Origin of the sequence: Aeromonas jandaei (assembly GCF_037890695.1) — a bacterium.
Lineage (GTDB): Bacteria > Pseudomonadota > Gammaproteobacteria > Enterobacterales > Aeromonadaceae > Aeromonas > Aeromonas jandaei.
In genome coordinates this window covers 2,265,897-2,286,015 of record NZ_CP149571.1, presented here as the reverse complement: position 1 = coordinate 2,286,015, position 20,119 = coordinate 2,265,897, and the positions used below count along the sequence as shown (strand labels likewise).

The 20,119-nt window shown below is 56.1% G+C and carries 14 protein-coding genes and 1 pseudogene; 6 read left to right on the top strand and 9 right to left on the bottom strand.

Features of this window, described 5'->3' with window-relative positions:
* The first annotated feature begins 220 nt into the window (after positions 1 to 220).
* The 4 genes from WE862_RS11030 to WE862_RS11015 all read left to right on the top strand — a co-directional run bounded on the left by WE862_RS11030 (position 221) and on the right by WE862_RS11015 (position 5,783).
* A complete protein-coding gene (locus WE862_RS11030; RefSeq protein WP_042032485.1) occupies positions 221 to 1,111 on the top strand; it encodes a manganese-dependent inorganic pyrophosphatase in 891 nt (296 codons plus the stop codon).
* A gap of 205 nt (positions 1,112 to 1,316) precedes the next feature.
* The gene (gene macA / locus WE862_RS11025; protein WP_042032483.1) at positions 1,317 to 2,480 is read left to right on the top strand and encodes a macrolide transporter subunit MacA; all 1,164 of its coding nucleotides are present in this window, start codon (positions 1,317 to 1,319) and stop codon (positions 2,478 to 2,480) included.
* Positions 2,477 to 4,420, top strand: a complete 1,944-nt coding sequence (locus tag WE862_RS11020) for a MacB family efflux pump subunit (RefSeq protein WP_042032481.1) — start codon at positions 2,477 to 2,479, stop codon at positions 4,418 to 4,420. Before macA ends, WE862_RS11020 begins: the two co-directional genes overlap by 4 nt.
* Position 4,421: 1 nt before the next feature.
* Positions 4,422 to 5,783, top strand: a complete 1,362-nt coding sequence (locus WE862_RS11015) for an efflux transporter outer membrane subunit (protein WP_042032479.1) — start codon at positions 4,422 to 4,424, stop codon at positions 5,781 to 5,783.
* 385 nt (positions 5,784 to 6,168) lie between these two features.
* Here the strand turns inward: WE862_RS11015 and WE862_RS11010 are convergent, their stop codons facing one another.
* The 9 genes and pseudogenes from WE862_RS11010 to WE862_RS10970 form a co-directional block, all read right to left on the bottom strand.
* Entirely contained in the window at positions 6,169 to 6,579 is a 411-nt protein-coding gene (locus WE862_RS11010; protein WP_042032478.1) for an H-NS family nucleoid-associated regulatory protein, read from the bottom strand.
* A 540-nt stretch (positions 6,580 to 7,119) separates the two neighbouring features.
* Positions 7,120 to 8,862, bottom strand: a complete 1,743-nt coding sequence (locus WE862_RS11005; protein ID WP_042032476.1) for a PglL family O-oligosaccharyltransferase — start codon at positions 8,860 to 8,862, stop codon at positions 7,120 to 7,122.
* Between the two features lie 100 nt (positions 8,863 to 8,962).
* Positions 8,963 to 10,021, bottom strand: a complete 1,059-nt coding sequence (locus tag WE862_RS11000; RefSeq protein ID WP_052448137.1) for an LPS O-antigen chain length determinant protein WzzB — start codon at positions 10,019 to 10,021, stop codon at positions 8,963 to 8,965.
* Positions 10,022 to 10,069: 48 nt separating this feature from the next.
* On the bottom strand, positions 10,070 to 10,609 hold the full coding sequence (gene rfbC / locus WE862_RS10995) for a dTDP-4-dehydrorhamnose 3,5-epimerase (RefSeq protein WP_082035505.1): 540 nt from the start codon (positions 10,607 to 10,609) through the stop codon (positions 10,070 to 10,072).
* 174 nt (positions 10,610 to 10,783) lie between these two features.
* Positions 10,784 to 11,371, bottom strand: a pseudogene (locus WE862_RS10990) (sugar phosphate nucleotidyltransferase); the annotation flags it as partial.
* 112 nt (positions 11,372 to 11,483) lie between these two features.
* Complete coding sequence (gene rfbD, locus WE862_RS10985) at positions 11,484 to 12,371, bottom strand: dTDP-4-dehydrorhamnose reductase (protein WP_042032475.1); 888 nt, start codon at positions 12,369 to 12,371, stop codon at positions 11,484 to 11,486.
* Complete coding sequence (rfbB, locus tag WE862_RS10980) at positions 12,371 to 13,477, bottom strand: dTDP-glucose 4,6-dehydratase (RefSeq protein WP_042032474.1); 1,107 nt, start codon at positions 13,475 to 13,477, stop codon at positions 12,371 to 12,373. The genes rfbD and rfbB overlap by 1 nt, the downstream gene beginning before the upstream one ends.
* A gap of 627 nt (positions 13,478 to 14,104) precedes the next feature.
* Positions 14,105 to 17,254: an efflux RND transporter permease subunit gene (locus tag WE862_RS10975; RefSeq protein ID WP_042032472.1), complete on the bottom strand. Its 3,150-nt coding sequence runs from the start codon at positions 17,252 to 17,254 to the stop codon at positions 14,105 to 14,107.
* A 17-nt stretch (positions 17,255 to 17,271) separates the two neighbouring features.
* Positions 17,272 to 18,450 (bottom strand): efflux RND transporter periplasmic adaptor subunit, encoded by a 1,179-nt coding sequence (locus WE862_RS10970; protein WP_042032470.1) that lies wholly within the window; start codon positions 18,448 to 18,450, stop codon positions 17,272 to 17,274.
* A gap of 143 nt (positions 18,451 to 18,593) precedes the next feature.
* Between WE862_RS10970 and WE862_RS10965 the strand changes: the two genes are divergently transcribed.
* On the top strand, positions 18,594 to 19,232 hold the full coding sequence (locus WE862_RS10965; RefSeq protein WP_042032468.1) for a TetR family transcriptional regulator: 639 nt from the start codon (positions 18,594 to 18,596) through the stop codon (positions 19,230 to 19,232).
* 100 nt (positions 19,233 to 19,332) lie between these two features.
* Positions 19,333 to 19,854 carry a hypothetical protein gene (locus WE862_RS10960; protein WP_052448136.1) on the top strand — a complete coding sequence of 174 codons (522 nt, stop codon included), beginning with the start codon at positions 19,333 to 19,335 and terminating at the stop codon, positions 19,852 to 19,854.
* The last annotated feature ends 265 nt before the right edge of the window (positions 19,855 to 20,119 follow it).

Sequence of the window (20,119 nt, the reverse complement as noted above, 5' to 3'; positions counted from 1 at the left end):
CAACATATCCACCGGCTGGCTCTGGCAATAGCATGCATAGTCAGCAGTAGAAAGACACCCCATGCCATTTGCCGAGACGGTAAGATCACCGACCCAGATCAATAAAATGGTGGATTTGGCCAAGCAGGCAGCAACATCTGCCGGGATCGGGTTGCCTTGACGAGGGGGATTTCGCATAGTGTTGCCCCCTTTATGGGTATCCAATTGTGAGGCTTTGTCTATGATCCACGTTTTTGGCCACAAGAATCCCGACAGTGACAGTATCTGCAGCGCTCTGGTGATCGCTGACTGGCTCAATGCACAAGGCCGTCAGGCCACCCCATGGCGCCTCGGCGATCTGCGTACCGAAACCCGCTTCATTCTGGAGCAAGCAGGTGTTGCCGAGCCCGAGCTGCTGACTCAGGATCTGACCGATAAAGATGTCTGGCTGGTCGACTTCAGTGATCTGGAGCAGGGCCCAGCCACCCTCTCCCAGGCCAATGTGCTGGGTCTGGTGGATCACCACCGCCTCGGCTCCCTGATCACCCAGTCTCCGCTGGATGCCTGGATCCGTGCCGTTGGCTGCACCTGCACCATCGCTTTTGATCTGCTGAGCCAACAAGGTGTCGTTACCCGCAGCCAGGCTCGTCTGATGCTGGGTGCCATCATGAGCGACACACTCTGTCTCACCTCGCCAACCACCACCGAGCATGACAAGATCGCCTGCGAGCGTCTTGCACCGCTGGCCGAGGTATCGCTGGCCGAGTTTGGTCAACAGCTGCTGATGGCAAAAACCGATCTGAGCGGCCTCACTCCTGCTCAGTTGCTGCAGCAGGATGAGAAAGCATTCCAGGCCGAAGGTCTGAACTTCATCATGAGCCAGATTGAAGTGGGCAGCGAACAACAGCTTGCCGACCAGATCGACACTCTGCAGCAAGAGATGGCACACCGTGTTGAAGCCGAAGGGCTCGACTTCTTCGTCCTGATGGTGACCGACCTGACCGCCGCCGCCAGCCGCATCTACTTTACCCGCCATGCCAAAGTACCGGCAGAGTCCAGCTACCACCCCGGCTTTGTCAGCCGCAAGAAGCAGGGGCTGCCCTGGGTGATGGAGTTGCTGGCCAAGGCTTAAGCATGCCTATCACCAAGCCTCAGCAAAAGCCCCGCCTCTGTGCGGGGCTTTTTTATTTCACCACCGCTCGAGTCGCGACTTGCCCCCCAATTGACAGGTAACACCATAACTTTGCTTACATATTTTCGGCTGTTATTTGCCATGGCTTTGCTGCACGATTGTCGCCCTGTAACCCTTTCGTGTTCTGATTTCATTCAGGTGTTCAATGAAAATAAGCTCCAAGCTGAGAACCCGGGCGATCTTCACTCTGCTCGGGCTGGCACTGATCGGCTGGCTGGTATGGCCAAGCGATCCTCCCAAAGCGATCCTCAAAGCGCCGGTTACCCGGGAAGATATTGCCCAGACCGTGCTGGCCAGCGGCGTGCTTCAAGCCGTTGAACAGGTTGATGTCGGCGCTCAGGTTTCCGGCCAGGTCACCAAGCTGGCGGTCGAGGCAGGCGATCGGGTCAAGAAGGGGGATTTGCTGGCGGAGATTGATCCGCTCATCGCCCAGAACAACCTGAAAACCGCCGAGGCCGAGCTGGCAAGCAACCGCGCCCAGCTCAAGATCAAGCAGGCTCAGCTCAAGCAGTATCAGCTGGCATGGCAGCGCCAGTCACAGATGTTCAGGCAGGAGGCGAGTTCGCGCGCCGATCTGGAGAGCGCCGAAGCGCAGCTGGCCGTCACCCGGGCTGATCTGCAAAGCAGTCAGGCCAACATCGACAACGCCATCATCAAGGTGGAGCGAGCCAAAACCGAGCTCGGCTACACCAAGATCCTGGCGCCGATGGATGGCACCGTGATTACCATTGTCACCCGCCAGGGCCAGACACTGGCAGCGAGCCAGACGGTACCGACCGTGCTCAAGCTGGCCGACCTCGATACCATGACGGTCAAGGCGCAGATCTCCGAAGCGGATGTCACCAAGGTGAAAGCGGGGATGCCGGTCTATTTCACCCTGATTGGCGATCCGGATACCCGCTATCAGGGGAAATTGCGCGCCGTGGAGTTAGCGCCCACCAACATCAACGATCAGGCTGCAACCGGTACCACCACCAGCAATGCAGCCGTCTACTACTACGCCCTGTTCGATGTGCCCAACCCCGACCATACCCTGCGGGTCGCCATGACGGCCCAGGTGACCATAGTGCTCGGTGAGCGCAAGCAGGTACTCACTGTGCCGCAAACCGCCCTCGGCAAGTCGCTGGGAGACAACGAGTATGAAGTCACTGTGATCAAGGACGATGAGACGACCGAAACCCGCCATATCAAGACCGGCATGAAAGATGAAATCCGGATCGAAGTCGTGAGCGGTCTGGACGAAAAAGAGCAGGTGCAGCTCAATCACGGCGCACCTGCCGCTCAGGATGATGTGGCGGTCATGCTATGAGTGAGCCCCTGATCCAGCTAAAAGGGATCGAGCGGCGCTACCAGAGCGGCGAGCAGGAGGTGACCGTCCTCCATCCCCTTGATCTCGTTATCGAAGCCGGAGAGATGATCGCCATCGTTGGCGCCTCCGGCTCCGGCAAATCGACCCTGATGAACCTGCTGGGCTGCCTCGATCGCCCCAGCGGTGGCCAGTATCTGTTCCGGGGAGAGGATACCGCGACGCTCGATGCGCTGGCGCTCGCCCGCCTGCGCTGCCACCACTTCGGCTTTATCTTCCAGCGCTATCACCTGCTGCCCCATCTCGATGCGGCCGCCAACGTCGAGATCCCGGCCATCTATGCCGGTACCAGTCGCCATGACCGACAAGCACGGGCACGTCAGCTGCTCGGTCGCCTCGGGCTCGCCGAGCGCAGTCACCATACGCCGGGACAACTCTCCGGCGGCCAGCAGCAACGGGTCAGTATTGCCCGGGCGCTGGCCAATGGTGGCGAGGTGATCCTGGCGGACGAACCAACCGGCGCGCTGGACAGCCAGAGCGGCAAGGAGGTGATGGCGATCCTCAAAGAGCTCCATCAGCAGGGGCACACCATCATTCTGGTGACCCATGACATGGAGGTGGCCAGCCACGCCGACCGGATTATTACCCTCAAGGATGGTCGGGTGCAGGAAGATAGCGGACGCAAGGTCGCCGCCAACCAACCTGTCCTCAACGTGCCACCAGCCGCTGGCGAAGGGGCCAGTTATGACTGGGATCGCTATCGGGAGGCGGGGCGTATGGCGGTTCACGCCATGCTGGCCCATCGGATGCGCACCTTCCTCACCATGCTCGGCATCATCATCGGTATCGCCGCCGTGGTGAGCGTGGTCGCGCTGGGACAAGGGGCTAGAACCAAGGTGATCGACCAGATCAATGCCATGGGCACCAACACCATCGAGATATTCCCGGGCAAGGGGTGGGGTGATGAGAAGATGGCGAGCATCCAGACCCTCAACAAGGGGGATCTCGATGCTCTGCTCGGGCAACCCTATCTGGCCGGCGCCAGTCCCGAGATTGCCAGCCCGGGCCAGCTGCGTTACCGCAACAAGACCAGCAGTGGCAGCGTGACCGGGGTGAGCAACGACTACTTCAAGGTGAAAGGAATGACGCTGGTGAGCGGACGCCTGCTCGAATGGCAAGACATCCAGCAGCGTGCTGCCGTCGCCGTGGTGGACAAGAAGAGTATTGGCAGCCTGCTTGGCAAGGATGATCCCGTTGGCAAGGTGGTGATGGTCGGCACGCTGCCGGTGCGCATCATCGGGGTTGTCTCGCAGGAGACAGGTTTTGGCCCATCCAGCCAGTCGGTCAATGTCTGGCTCCCCTACAGTGCGGTGATGAGCCGCCTGATTTCGCAGCATCACTTCAGCCAGCTCACCATTCGGGTCAAGGATGGCATACAGCCGGCACTGGCGGAGCAGGCGGTGATCGAGCTGTTGACCAAACGCCACGGCGTGAAGGACTTCTTCACCTTCAGCAGCGACAGCATCATCAAGTCTGTGGAGAAAACGACCGCCACCATGACCCTGATGGTCTCGGCCATCGCGCTGATCTCGCTGATCGTCGGCGGTGTCGGGGTAATGAACATCATGCTGGTGTCGGTGGTGGAGCGAACCCGCGAGATCGGCATCCGCATGGCGGTCGGAGCCCGTCAGTCCGACATATTGCAGCAATTCCTGATTGAAGCAGTGATGGTAAGTCTGCTCGGTGGGATTTGCGGGGTTGGCCTCTCCCTCGGGATCGGCATGCTCTTCTCCCTGCTGGTCGACAGCATCAAGATGCAGTTCTCGCTCTTCTCTATCCTGATGGCCTTTGGCTGCTCGTCACTCATCGGGATCCTGTTTGGTTATCTGCCAGCGCGCAACGCGGCAAGGCTCGACCCCGTGGTCGCACTGGCGAGGGAATAACATGTACAAATTATCCTGGCTGGCTCTCTGTATCGCCCTTGGTGGCTGCAGCCAGCAGAGCACCTATCACCGGCAAGATCTCGCCATCGCTCCCGTCTGGCAGCAGGCGAACAGCGAACAGCTTGCCACCCAGGCTGGCCCCTGGTGGCAGGCCTTTCACGACCCGCAGCTCAACCAGCTGGTTGAGGCGGTGCTGGCCGCCAACCCGGACATGCGCATTGCCGCCCTCAATCTCAAGAGCGCCCGGCTGGGTGCTGATCAGGCCGATACCAATCTCACCCCCTCGGTCAATGGCAGCTTGGGCGCGAGTAGCAACAAGGATCTGAAGAGCGGTAAATCAACCAGCAGTATGGGGCCATCACTTGGCCTGAGCTATGAAGTGGATCTGTGGGGCAAGCTGGCATCGGCGCGGGATCAGGCAAGCTGGGAAGCGGCCGCCAGCGAGCAGGATCTGGCCAGCACCCGTCTGATGCTGATCGGCAATAGCCTCGAGCAGTATTGGCAGCTTGGCTATCTCGCCTCGGCCATTACCTTGAGCGAGCAACAGCTGGCCAACCTGGCTCGCACCGAACAGTTGACCCAGGCCAAATACAAGGCCGGGGCCATAACCCGACTCGATCTGGCACAGGCCCGCCAGCAGCAAGCGGGCAAACAGGCTGAGCTCGCCTCTCTCAAGGCGCAGCAGGAGCAGGCCCGTAATGCCTTGCGCCTGCTGCTTGGCCGCAGCCACGGACAGCTGGAGTATGCACCGACTTCGCTGACAACCCAGCCCATTCCTGAACTTGCAGTCGGCATTCCAGCCGATCTGCTGGCCCGTCGCCCCGATGTGAAAGCGGCGGAGCTGCGGCTGCGCAAAGCCCTGGCCAGAGGGGATGAGATCCGCACCGGTTTTTATCCGAGCCTCACCCTGACCGGCAGTGCCAGCACAGCCTCGGACAGACTGGCGCAGGTGCTGCAAAATCCGGTCGGCTCTCTGGGTGCAACCCTTGCCCTCCCCTTCCTTGAGTACAACCACACCCGTCTTGCTATTGCGAGCTCACAAGTTGATTACCAGATTGCCGAAACCGAGTTTCGCAAGCAGCTCTATACCGCACTGGTCGAGGTGGAAGACAATCTGGCAGCTCGCAGCTACGGCCAACAGCGGCTCAGCTACCTGCAGGAACAACTCGGGTATGCCAAAGAGTCTGAGCGATTGGCCAAGGCGCGCTTTGAAGCTGGGGCTACCGGAGTTCAGGCCTGGCTCGACGAGCAGAACCGCCTGTGGGATGCCGAGCAAAGCCTGCTGGCTCAGCAGAAGGAACAACTCAACACTACAGCGAAGGTCTATCGTGCCATCGGCGGCAGCGATAAGCTGACCCAATAATCAACATGCCCCACCTCGTGAAAGCGGGTGGGGCCTTGTACATTACCCCCATTTTTACTCCCCCCCCTCCAACGCTCTCCCTTATCTAGAAATATGCAGGATGAGAGATAACGCTTGGTGCAGTTTTGTTTCTGTTGTCATATTCCCCTTCCCATCATTTTGAAGCAAAGACATACAAGGCAAACAACCCTTGTCGGGATCGAGCCGCGCACTACCTGCATTTATCGCAGCTCATAAAATGCTAGAGATAAGGTTTACGGAGAACCAGTTCATAAAGAGGGAGGAAAACGAGTGGTGAGCGGATTGAATAATGCAGTGAGAATATGCAGCAGACAAAAATAATGCCGCACAGAGGCGGCATTATCGAATATCCAAACTGACAAAATCAGATCAGGAAATCGTTCAGATCTTTGCCCTGCTCAACTTGAGCGGCAATGGCTTTCGGCATGCGCCCTTGACCGGTCCAGGTTTTCTCCTGACCATCTTCCTGATATTTGTATTTCGGTGGGCGCGGAGCACGCTTGCTCTTGGTTGCGCCAGTAGAGGCAGCAGGGGCAGCAGCAGTTGCCAGTAGTTCGCGGGGATCAATACCTGCCTGCTGCAGCATTTCAGTGAACTCGCTCAGCTTGCGCTGACGCTCTTCCTGTTCCGCACGCTCCTGCTCAACAGAATCAGCGCGCTCTTGATAAACCAGATCAAACTTCTCTTTCGCTTCCAGCAATTGCTCAAACGGCAGCTCACGAATAGCCGCACGCAGACTACGAATGTTCAGCAGAACCTTCAGAAACTCGTTCATTATTTCCTCACAAAAATCGGTCACAGAGATAACGGTTTTAGAATAGCATGGACAATTCACGACAACATACAGTTTTTATTTACTTCAAGCTTTTTATTCGCAGTTAAGTCAGCGGTGGTTGTCTGTGTTCGCAAAAGAGAACACAGATAATAGATGAAACACGCTTATGCTAGGCTGCCGTTCTGAAAAAACAAGGCTAAATAAACGACAAAGATAGACTCATAATTACCACATAGTGCCGATGATCCCACTCTACATCGGCCAAGTCTATGTTTGATAGACATGAGAAATACCTTAATAAAAAGCACAATGCAATACAATCCACTATATCAAATCAGGAGAGTAGGTCTGCAAACTCAGTGGTTAATGATATACCCCTTCCCCAATTAAGCCCTCGAAGAAATTGCCATCAAAAAATCATCTTATCCATATAAATCATCATGTTATGATGACCCAGATAGCTGGTTCTTGATTTATACAGCTGCAAAGGTAGTAACCAATAGGAAAGGCAGCACTTTAAGAACTGGCTTTCCCGTGAGATTACTGCCCCTTGGCTTCCTTTGCTGCACTATTGGCTCGCTGATCAACGCTATTGATCACTGAGGTGGCTACAGAGCCTGTCAATAAAGGCTCGGTTGGGTATAGCACCAATGCCTCATGACGCAGTGCATTGGCCTCCTCAATCCGCCCCAGCGCATTAAGAGCTATGACCATATTGGCGTATATATTGGCTCTTGGCGTATGGCGAACAAACTCTTTGCCCCAATCAAGATAAGCGTCAAGTTCACCTTTGTTATGGGTCCGCAAACCGACCATAAGACGAACCGAGTTCACATCGAACTCAACTCTGGTCAACCATGCCATTGGATTGACTATATCCAGCAACAAGGTCGGCTCCTTATAGCCACCTCGCTCATATTTGGTAACTACCCAGGCGGTATGGATCGCAGTCAGCATAAAAGGAACCACGACCAGAGGAATCGCAATTGCCATAAAACGCAATAACAACCAAGGGCGACACTCAAATTCCCACCATGTGGTACGCCCATCATTGGTAAGGGCAGCTTCTTCAACCTCAGCATCAATGATGTAAATCAACGTCAGAAGCAGCCACCACAATGCGATAGCATGATAGAGAGGATATTCTGTCTGGGTATGCAACAAGATGGGTGTAACCAGCGCCAACAACGCCATTCCATGACTCAATCTTGTCTTGCTTAGCCGCCACAATAATGCTCCCCCCATGATCACCATTCCGATCATAGGGGCAATGCCACCTTCAACAGCCCAGTAGAGAAATTCATTGTGAGGATGGTCAAGATTGTATTCTATCTGCACCATAGCCGGATTCAGCGCTTTATCCGCCATATAGTGATGCAGGAATACAGACTCAAAACTGCCATATCCCCATCCAGTCCAGGGTGCCTGTAAAATCAGCTTTATTGCGTAGGGCCAATAAATGGATCGCATACCTCCAGATTGATAAATCGCTAGGCCACGCTTGGCTCCCTCCATCCAGTATTGTGATAGCAAGCCAATCACTACCGCTAACATAACCAGAGCCAATACACGCCAAAGCAATTGGTGACGATGGAGTTGCGGTAGCAATAAAAACAGGGCTAACAGGCCACCCAATTGCCCCACCCGGGATTGCAAAACAACCAGCAACAGTGTCACAGATAGAATGACACCATAGCGCAGAGTCATCAGCAAGCGACTCCCATCGCTACGTAATTCCAACCAGATAGCAAGAGCAACCCCGGTTGCCATAAAGGTTGCCATCACATTGGGCTGTTGAAAGATCCCGTAAGGGCGATTGGCCTTGGTGTCATAGCCAATCCAGTTGCCCGGGGTCAGTAGATAAAACTGCACCAGACCAATCACAGCCTCTATCGCGATCGCAATCAAGACGAGATAGAGCAATCGGTCACGCTGCAACCGATTAAATCGCCATTGATAGAGCCCAAATAAAAACAGCAGACCAGCAAACAGCCCCAGCAATCTGGGAATGGCAAAATCCTTAAGTGCAAAGCCTGGATAGAGCATAGGGAACAGCAGTAAAAAAGCCCCTATCCATAACCCAGCCTGTAATGAAGAAAATACCAGGCGCTGGCGTAGCGTCACCTGCCACAGTCCTAGTCCAATAACCAACGAGGCAAAGGTCCATCCCCATGCATTAAAGGGAAGATATAGCCCAGCACCGCCCGGGTTGTGCATAAAAAAGTGCATGCCCATCAGCCAGTAGAGCACGCTTAAAATCATCATGATTCGCGTTAACGTCATAGCCCAGTTCCTGAAGCAGACCCAAAACTGAAAGGGCACCGAAAAGATAGATAAAAAGAAAGGGGGCAAATAGCCCCCTCCACTAAGTCAACCACTCACATTATGCTGCTTCTGGCCGACGAAAAGCATGGCGTACCAGCACAATTGCGACCCCCAGCATACCACCGAGAAGGGTTGCCAATACCACTATCAATGGACGTTTGGGTTTATCACGGCTTAGTGGCTCTTCTGGAGCATCAAGATACGAGAAGGGTCTGAAGCTAATATCATCCATTTTGACAAGCTTGAGACGATCAATCTTCACCTGAAGCTCGGTTAATTTAGGTTGATATGTGGCCAGATCTAGAGTTTTGAGCACCTTCAGTTTTTCTTCCAACCCTTTAGTGCCTAAAGTGAGTGCAAAGCGATCATCGTTATTATAGTTAGTCAGTGGTTGCTCAACGCCAGCAGCTTTGGCAATTGATATAGTCAGAGTCAGATTATCAATATCACTTTTTAACGCACGTTCGGCATCTTCTTTGATTAATTGCAAGCTAGTGTTCAAAATAGAAATATCAGCTGACTGTTTTTCCTTCAGTTTACTGACTATTTCGTGCTGTTGCTTTGAAATAATGAATTGAATATAGGTTTCCAGCAACGTTAATGCCTGACTTGAATTTTCTGCACTGCTCGTAATGATAATCCCTGGTTTTTCCCCTTTTCTATCCACGGCCTCAGCAGTGATTAACTCGGCCCACTTACGTAACCACAGGCGTTGTTCACGCGAATCCAACTGAGCCGACTGAACTTGTTCTTGGAAGAAGGAACTGCCCTTCAAAAAATCGCGACGATTCTCATAAGAGTTGAACTCACGAACGAACTCATCATACAACTCCTGTCCACTGGGAAAACCGCTTATCCCAAACAGTGTAGCTTGGTTGGCCATTCGTGATAGAGGACGCAGATCTTCGCTACGCGGCGCAAAGATCACCGCCTTGGCCGACCAAACTTGTGGCGACAATAGAGCATAGGCAATACCTCCCATAGCAAACACGCCAGTCACCAACAATATCAGAACTTTTTGACGCCACAGCACCAGCACCAACTCTCGCAGATCTATCTCATCTGATGTAGATACTTGTACCCACGGCTCAGGAATAATTGGCGTTTTTTTGCTCATCTTTCTCTCTTCATTGTTAATGTTAAAAATATTACAACATGATTACCATTAAGGGGCACCAACAAAAAAAGGGGCTTGGCGGTCTTTATCCGACAGCAATAAAGGCCACTGTTCAGATAGTGGCCATTTGATCGCTAGGTTAGGGCTATCCCATCGAATAGCAGCTTCATCATTGGGATGATAATAATCGCTACATCTGTAAAAAACATCAGCGCTATCACTGACCACATAAAAACCGTGCGCAAAACCAGGAGGAATCCAGATAAGCTCACCGAGTTCTGCATTTAATCGACGACCCAACCATTGCCCGTATGTGGGCGATGCAGACCGAATATCAACCACCACATCAAAAATGGTTCCGCTAATGACCTGCACCAGTTTACCTTGTGGTCGGCTACGTTGGTAATGCAAGCCACGCAAAGTGCCCCCGACAGAACGACTTAGATTGTCTTGCACCAGCGGATAATAGCCACAGTGTTGCTCAAACTCATCTTGACGAAAACACTCGCGAAATTTGCCACGATGATCAGAAAAAGTTGTGGGCGTAAGAATCATAACCCCCACCAGCGATGTTGTACGATATTGCATTGATAAATCCATACGAAAAAATCAGATGGCCGCTTGCTGTTGACTGTCTAGGCCGTTACTTGACAACGTATCCTTCTGCTCGAAAACACCACTCGAGTCACACACCTAGCGGCGTGGCGAGGAACCATAGCATATATTATTTGTTGCTTACGTATTGGCGAGCACTCGTAACTGGTCGGCATCTCCACAGAACGATGGCTTCAGGCTCTTGGCGCTGTCCACCACGCTGTTGTCGTAAAAATAGAGACCAGTGACCGTATAGTTGTTCTTCCGCTTAAGTGGCTTCTCTTCCAAAGAGATAGTGGTACCCTCTTTATCAAATTCCACCACCCCATAACGTTCTAGGTCAGCACGTGGCAGGCAAAGACGGTTGTAGTACATCTCTCTTTGGCCGCGACTGTCTCCAATTGCCTCTGTAGGTCGTAGCCGTAAAGATATTGTCACCCAGTACCTACACAGGGATTAACGCTTTACCCATAATTAAGGCCTGGGCCAACTCTGCCGAGCGCGGCTGAACCTTGTATTGCAAGTTCAGGCCCCACTGGCTGCCATCACCCTGCAATTACTCAAAACGGGTAGAGCTTGCAGGGTGCTGATGATCAAAATATCGCGAATATCGGCCAACATCAGGGTAGTCAGCGGGTAGCAGACATCGGCTTGTCATAGATAGATGGGCAGCTGCTGCTTGCTCACCGCCATGGTCACCGGATAGAGACGGGTGCCTGAGCCACCGGCCAGAATAATGCCTTTACGTTTGGTCATGATGCTTGTTTCTTATTTTTAAATTGCAAAAGAAAAGGGTGGCTTGTGGCCACACCTTTCTGTTTTATCCCTGCCAGCCAGGGAGGCATTCAACACATCCCTGGCCAATGATTTATTTGCCGAGGATCTCGGTCAACATCCGCTCCACACCGACGGTCCACTCCGGCAGCACCAGATCGAAGGTGCGCTGGAATTTACCGGTATCAAGGCGGGAGTTATGGGGGCGTTTGGCCGGAGTCGGGAAGGCACTGGTCGGCACCGCATTGAGTTTCGTGACAGCAAGTTCAACCCCGGCCTCTCTGGCTTTGGCAAACACCAGCTGGGCGTAGTCAAACCAGGTGGTGGCCCCAGAGGCAATCAGATGGTAGAGCCCGGCGACCTCGGGTTTGCTCTGCGCAACTCGGATCGCATGAGCGGTACAATCGGCCAGCAACTCGGCGCCAGTCGGGGTGCCGAACTGGTCATTGACAACCGACATCTCGCTACGCTCTTTACCAAAACGCAGCATGGTCTTGGCAAAGTTGGCACCGCGGGCGGCGTAGACCCAGCTGGTGCGGAAGATCAGGTGACGGGAGCAAATAGCGGCGCCTTGTTCACCCGCCAGCTTGGTTTCGCCGTAGACGTTAAGCGGTGCCGTTGCATCGGTTTCTACCCAGGGGCGCTCACCGCTGCCATCGAACACATAGTCGGTGGAGTAATGTACCAACCAGGCACCCAATGCTTCCGCTTCTTTGGCGATAGCAGCCACACTGGTGGCATTGAGCAGTTCGGCAAACTCCCGCTCGCTCTCTGCTTTGTCCACTGCGGTATGGGCCGCGGCGTTGACAATCACGTCCGGTTTGACCAGACGTACCGTTTCGGCCACCCCTGCCGGGTTGCTGAAATCGCCGCAATAGTCGGTGGAGTCAAAATCAACGGCAGTGATCCGCCCCAGCGGCGCCAGTGCGCGCTGCAGCTCCCAGCCTACCTGGCCGTTTTTGCCAAACAGCAGAATATGCATCAGGCACGCTCCCCATCGTTCTGTTCAATCGCGGAATAGTGCTGCTCAATCCAGGATTGGTAGGCGCCGCTCTTGATGTTACTCACCCACTGCTGGTTATCCAGATACCACTGCACGGTTTTGCGAATGCCAGACTCGAACGTTTCTTGTGGTTGCCAAGCCAGCTCACGGCTCATCTTGGTCGCATCGATCGCATAGCGGCGATCGTGACCGGGACGATCCGCTACATAGGTGATTTGATCGCGGTAAGAGCCCGCTTTCGGCACCATTTCGTCCAGCAGATCGCAGATGGTGTGTACCACCTCCAGATTCTGTTTCTCGTTATGGCCGCCGATGTTGTAGGTCTCCCCGACCACGCCCGTTATCACCACCTTGTAGAGCGCGCGCGCGTGATCTTCCACGTAGAGCCAGTCACGGATCTGGTCGCCCTTGCCATAGACAGGTAAAGGCTTGCCATCCAGCGCGTTAAGAATGACCAGCGGGATCAGCTTCTCGGGGAAGTGATAAGGGCCGTAGTTGTTGGAGCAGTTGGTGACGATGGTCGGCAGACCGTAGGTGCGGCGCCAGGCGCGCACCAGATGGTCGCTGGAAGCCTTGGAGGCAGAATAGGGGCTGCTGGGGGCGTAGGGGGTGGTCTCGGTAAAGAGCGGCAATGGCTCACCGGCAGCCACTTCATCCGGATGAGGCAGATCGCCATATACCTCGTCGGTGGAGATATGGTGGAAGCGGAAGGCCGCCTTGCGAACCTCGTCCAGGCCGTTCCAGTAAGCGCGAGCCGCTTCCAGCAACATATAGGTGCCAACGATATTGGTCTCGATAAAATCAGCCGGCCCTGTGATGGAGCGATCAACATGGCTCTCGGCGGCCAGATGCATCACCGCATCCGGCTGGTGCAGGGTAAACACCCGATCCAGCTCGGCACGATTGCAGATATCGACCTGCTCAAACGCATAACGCTCGTTTGTCGATACATCGGCCAAGGATTCCAGATTGCCGGCATAGGTGAGTTTATCGAGATTGATAACAGCATCCTGGGTATCACGGATGATATGGCGCACCACGGCAGAGCCGATAAAGCCTGCGCCACCGGTAACGAGAATTTTCATAGATATGCGTTCTCTTGCGAGGAGTGAATACGGAATTGGGTATCGGGGGTATAGAACGGTGAGCAGCTTGAGCAGCTCAAAAAAATCAACAGATCAACAGATAGCATCTGTTACTAACACTATGGCAGAGCTGCCATTCCGCTTAATTGTTGAGCATAAAGATGGGTAATACAGTGGCTACCGCCCCTGGGTTACAGCCCCCAGTTTGCTGCTTTTAACCGATTTTTGTTTGCTGTTGGTCATCGTGTCCTCCAGCATTTTTATGTTTTGATGGTCGATAACTGTGTTACCCGCTCGCATTTTATAGCCAAAAGAGGGGTACCAAACCAAACGACACATAGTCTACCAGCCCGATAAGGGGCAGATTCTATCTCGTTTTCTGTAAACCTGCACAGCAAAAAAGTGCCTTCTACTGTTGTTTTTAATCAAGATTCGATGGAGAACCGAAAGCACTTGATGAACTCATCCGAATCACCTTTCAAAATCGAAAAGTTCGCAGCCAAGTTACCGTTTTTCAGACGAAAAAAATGGGGCAACCGCTCGTGTTGCCCCATTTTATAGTAAGCTTTAACTGACTCTTTTATCAAATTGTGATCTATCGCTCAGAAGAGCTGGACACACTTTTGCTCAGTCACCTTTTGACTCAACCGCTGCAGCCATGCGCGCCTCTTTGCTCTGGTGGCTGGTGAAGTAGCGCATCACCAGCACAAAGAAGAGCGGCACGAAGAAGATGGCCAGCACGGTGGCACTGATCATCCCCCCCATCACGCCGGTACCGATGGCGTTACGGCTGCTGGCGCCGGCGCCGGAGCTGATCACCAGCGGCAGTACCCCGAGGATAAAGGCAAGCGAGGTCATCAGGATCGGGCGCAGACGCAGACGCGCCGCTTCCACCACAGCCTCACCCAGTCCCATCCCCTTGTCATAGAGCTCTTTGGCAAATTCCACGATCAAAATCGCGTTCTTCGCCGACAAGCCTATGGTGGTGAGCAGGCCCACCTGGAAGTAGACATCATTCTCCAGCCCACGCAGAGTTGCGGCCAAAATAGCCCCCAGAACCCCGAGTGGCACCACCAGCATCACCGAGAAGGGGATGCTCCAGCTCTCGTAGAGGGCAGCCAAGCAGAGGAACACCACCAGCAGCGAGATAGCGTAGAGCGCAGGCGCCTGCGAGCCGGCCTGCCGCTCCTGGAAGGAGAGCCCGGTCCACTCGATGCCCACCCCTTCCGGCAGCTTCTTCACCATCTGCTCGATGGCGGCCATCGCATCACCGGTACTCTTGCCGGGCGCCGCTTCCCCGACGATTTCCATCGCCGGCACGCCGTTATAACGCTCAAGACGCGGTGAGCCGAAGCTCCACTCGGTGCTGGCAAACGCGGAGAAGGGCACCATCTGACCGGCGCTGTTGCGCACATACCAGAGCTTGAGATCTTCCGGGTTCATCCGGAAGGGCGCATCAGCCTGCATATAGACCTTCTTGATCCGGCCACGGTCGATGAAATCATTGACGTAGGCAGAACCCCAGGCGCTTGCCAGCGTGTTGTTGATCTCTGCAATGGAGAGCCCCTGCGCCAGCGCCTTCTCGTAGTCAATCTTGATATCGAGCTGCGGCGTATCTTCCATCCCGTTCGGGCGCACCCGCACCAGAGTGGGATCCTGCGCTGCCATGCCGAGCAGCTGGTTGCGCGCCGCCATCAGTTTCTCGTGGCCGATACCGCCGCGATCCTGCAGGAAGAAGTCAAAACCGGTCGCCGTACCCAGCTCCGGGATCGGAGGCAGGTTAAAGGCGAAGACTTGCGCCTCCTTGATGCTGAACAGATAGCCCATGGCGCGGCCGATGATGGCATTGGCGCTGCGATCCGGGCTCTTGCGCTCGCTCCAGTCCTTGAGTTTGATAAAGGCCATGCCGCTGTTCTGACCGCTACCGGCGAAGCTGAAGCCCGCCACCGTCAGTACGGAGTCGACATTGTCCTTCTCGTTTTTCAGGAAGTAGTCGCGCATGTCCGCCAGCACCACCTCGGTGCGCTGCTTGGTCGCCCCCACCGGCAGTTGCACCATGGACATGATGACCCCCTGATCCTCCTCCGGCAGGAAGGAGGTAGGCATCCGCATAAAGAGCACAGCCAGCACCGCCAGCATGGCACCGTAGATGAGGCTGTAGCGCACGCCCTGCTTGATCACCTTGCCCACCCCGCGCTGGTAGCGCTGGGTGCCGGCATCAAAGGCGCGGTTGAACCAGCCAAAGAAGCCGCGCTGAGCACCGAACTCGCCGTGTTTCATCGGCTTGAGCAGAGTGGCACAGAGCGCCGGCGTCAGGATCAGCGCCACCAGCACCGACAAGGTCATGGCCGAGACGATGGTCAGCGAGAACTGGCGATAGATGGCGCCGGTCGAGCCGCCGAAGAAGGCCATCGGCACGAATACGGCGGAGAGCACCAGGGCGATCCCCACCAGCGCGCCGGTGATCTGGCCCATCGACTTGCGGGTCGCCTCAAGCGGGGAGAGATCCTCCTCGCTCATCAACCGCTCCACGTTCTCCACCACCACGATGGCGTCATCCACCAGAAGGCCGATGGCGAGCACCATGCCGAACATGGTGAGGGTGTTGATGGAGAAGCCAAATGCCGCCATCACCCCGAAGGTACCGAGCAGCACCACGGGCACCGCGATAGTCGGGATCAGGGTCGCCCGGAAGTTCTGCAGGAACAGATACATGACGCAGAACACCAGGAAGATCGCCTCGATCAGGGTCTGCACTACCTCCTCGATGGAGATCTTCACAAACGGCGTGGTGTCGTAGGGGTAGACGATCTTCATGTTGGCCGGGAAGTACTCTGACAGCTCGTTGAGCTTGGCGCGCACCTTCTCGGAGGTATCCAGCGCGTTGGCACCGGTCGCCAGCTTGATAGCTACCGCCGCGGTAGGCTGACCGTTGTAGAGCGCCTCGGCGTCATAGCTCTCGCCAGCCAGCTCGACCCGGGCCACATCTTTCAGCCGCACCTTGGCGCCATCCTGAGTCACCCGCAGCAGAATGTCGTTGAACTGCTCGACGGTGGAGAGACGGGTCTGGCCCATGATGGTGGCGGTGAACTGCTGATCGGCCACCGAAGGGGTTCCCCCCAGTTTGCCGAAGGCTACCTGGGCGTTTTGCGCCTTGATCGCCAACTGCACATCACTCGGGGTCATCTGCACCCTGTTGAGCTTGTTGGGGTCGAGCCAGATCCGCATGGAGTACTGGCTGCCGAATAGAGTGATATCCCCTACCCCGTCCAGACGGCTCAGCGGCTCCTTGATGTTGGAGACCACATAGTCCGCCAGATCGTCGTTCTTCATGCTGCCATCGCTGGAGATGAAGGCGGCAACCATCAGGAAGCTGCTGGAGGTCTTCTGTACCCGGATCCCTTGCTGCTGCACCTCTTGCGGCAGCAGCGACATCGCCTGCTGCAGCTTGTTCTGCACCTGCACCTGGGCGATATCGGGATCTGTTCCCGGCTGGAAGGTCAGAGTGACCGACACCCGGCCGGCAGAGTCGGACTGGGAGGACATGTAGAGCAGGTGATCCAGCCCCGTCATGTTCTGTTCGATGATCTGGGTCACCGAGTCCTCTACCGTCTTGGCAGACGCGCCCGGATAGCTGGCGGAGATGCTCACCGCCGGCGGTGCAATGCTCGGATACTGGGCCACCGGCAGCTTGATGATGGCCAGGCTGCCCGCCAGCATGATCACCAGCGCGATCACCCAGGCAAAAATGGGTCTGTCTATGAAAAATCGAGCCATGAAGCGACTACTCCATCCTACTTGTTGGCCGGGGTGACGGCTGTTGCCGGCGCCGCAGCCTGTTCAGCCGGATTGACCACGGCACCCGGACGCACTTTCTGCAACCCGGCCACGATCACCCGCTCGCCGGCATTGAGACCGGACTCCACCACCCAGCTGGTATCGACGATGCGACCCAGCTGAACGTTGCGCAGATCCACCTTGTTGTCAGCGGTCACTACCAGCACGGTAGCGCCACCGTTGGGGGTGCGAGTCACCGCGGTTTGCGGCACCAGCAGCCCTTTGGCTCGCTCGCCCTCTTGCAGGGTGGCGCGCATGAACATGCCGGGCAGCAGCAGATGGGTGGGGTTGGGGACAATCACCCGCAGGGCCACCATGCCGGTGGTCTCATCCACGGTGACGTCGGAGAACTGCAGCGAGCCCTCTTCGCCATAAGTGGTGCCATCTTCCAGCTGGAAGCTCACCTTGGCGCCCTTGTGTTCGTCCTGCACGACCTTGCCCTCGGCCACCAGCCGCTTGAGACGCAGCAGATCGGCGGTAGACTGGCGCACATCGACATACATGGGGTCGAGCTGCTGAATGACGGCGAGGCTGTCAGCCTGCTGGGCGGTTACCAGCGCCCCTTCGGTCACCGCGGAGGTACCGATGCGGCCGCTGATGGGCGCAGTGATGCGGGTGTAACCCAGATTGATCTCGGCGGTGCGCAGGGCCGCCTTGCTCGCCATGATCTCCGCCTGCGCCTGCTTCCAGCTGGCGTCGGCATCGTCATAGTCCTGACGGCTGATGGAGTTGACCTTGAGCAGCTCCTGATAGCGCTTGGCCTTGAGGCGGGCGCTCTGCTCGTTGGCCTGCGCCTTGGCCAGATTGGCCTTGGCGCTGGCGACGGCAGCCTGATAGACAGCCGGATCGATCTGATAGAGCAGATCGCCAGCCTTCACATCGCTCCCCTCGGTAAAGAGGCGCTTGAGGATGATACCCCCCACCTGCGGGCGCACTTCGGCCACCCGCAACGGGGCGCTGCGGCCGGTCAGCTCGCTGGTCAACTTGAGCGGAGCACTCTGCAGGGTCACCACGTCAACCGCGACGGGAGGCATGCCCCCCTGTCCCTGCGGCGCGCCCTTGTCGCCACAACCTGCCAGCAAGCCTGTTGCCAGCAGGGCAAGACCTACCGAACGAGCAAGAATATGTTTATGCATGAAACACCTGAGCCTTTGCCAGTCAATGAACAATCAGGGCCACGTGGGCCCTGTTGGTAAAAATCGGAAAGATGAGGCAATATACATACATTCATAAATGTATGTAAGTGACTTTTTTTGCTGATTAAGGGGCGCAGAAGCAGATGGCCAGACGGACCAAAGAGGAGGCACAGCAGACCCGCTGCACCATCATGAAGACGGCGCTGGATCTCTTCTGCAGCCAGGGGCTGGCCAAGACCAGCCTGACCGACATCGCCAGAGCCGCTGACCTCACGCGCGGGGCCATCTACTGGCACTTCAAAAACAAGGAGGAGCTCTTCTTCTCCCTCTGGGAGGAGCTCTGCCAACCCCTCGCCCACCAGCTCGACGCCTGCGTCAATGAAGAGGAGCCCGACCCCCTCGGCAAGCTGCGCGACTTCCTCAAAGAGGTGCTGACCCGCATCACCCGGGATCAGGCCCACCAGCAGATGTTCACCATCCTCTTCAATCTCGAATCGCTGGAGGGGGAAGCCATCTCCCTGCGCGAACATATCCGCAGCCAGTCCAGCAACTTCTTCCGGGATCTGGAGACCACCCTCACCAACGCCATCCGCCGCGGACAGCTGCCCGCCAATCTGGATCTGCGGCTAGCCTCCACCCTGCTCCACTGTACCCTCGATGGCTACATCATCAACTGGCTCCACTTTCCGGAGCGGATCGATTTGGCTGCCGAGTCGGAGTACCTGCTCGACTGCATGTTCACCATGCTGACCCAACCCCGCAATCCGGCGGTTCGTTCCTAGTGTTCACCCTCTGCGCCAACTTGCGGACCGCTTTGCCAGCGCAGCCCCCGATTTGCTAAGGTAGCGCCCCCTGTAGCCGCCTCGGCCCGAGACCATCGTTGTGACATCCACTGACGCCATCACCCAAGATACCGCCCATTCCGCCAGCCTGACTCCGGCGCACATCGCCTTTACGGCCCGGCTGACCGCTGGCTCCCACCTGCTCAACCTCGACTGCGGTGACGGGGTGGATCTCTGCTGGCTGCGGGATGGCGGTTTTCGGGTCACCGCCTGCGAACCCGAGCTGGCGCTGGCCCGCAGCGCATCGCGCCGCTCGGGTCAGGCGGTGCGCATTTGCCCCATCGCGGGGATGCGCAGCGTGCTCCCCTATGACGGCATCTGGCTCAGCCGCCCCACAGACCTTGCAGGGCAGAAAGCAACTGACACCCTGAGCCATCTCGCCACCCTGCTCAAACCGGGTGCGCCGCTGGCGTTGCCGGTTGCAACCGATCTCGCGGCAGCCATGGCGCAACTGGCCGAACGACTCAAAGAGGATGAGATCCCGCTGGCGATCTGCGCGGAGCAGCCAACCCAATCCGCCGCAGCGTTGAGTTATCTGCTGCTCACCCGCACGACCGCTTGATTGGCGGCGCCGGTTAACCCCTTAACGGCGCTCGCTTTTATCCCGCGCAGGCCCTGACCCGAAGGCCCTGCACGCCCTCTGTCAACCCACCATCTTCAGCACACCATTTTCAGCACTCTATGCCGTATCTTGGCCGCATCTTGCGCGTTTAAATATGGGCGCTTTCCGGTCGGGGAAAATAGCCATTAACAATATTTAACTCGGCATTAACCCATTCAAGACAGACATAATGCGGATTCTGTGTTAGAAAGTGTGATTAATATCA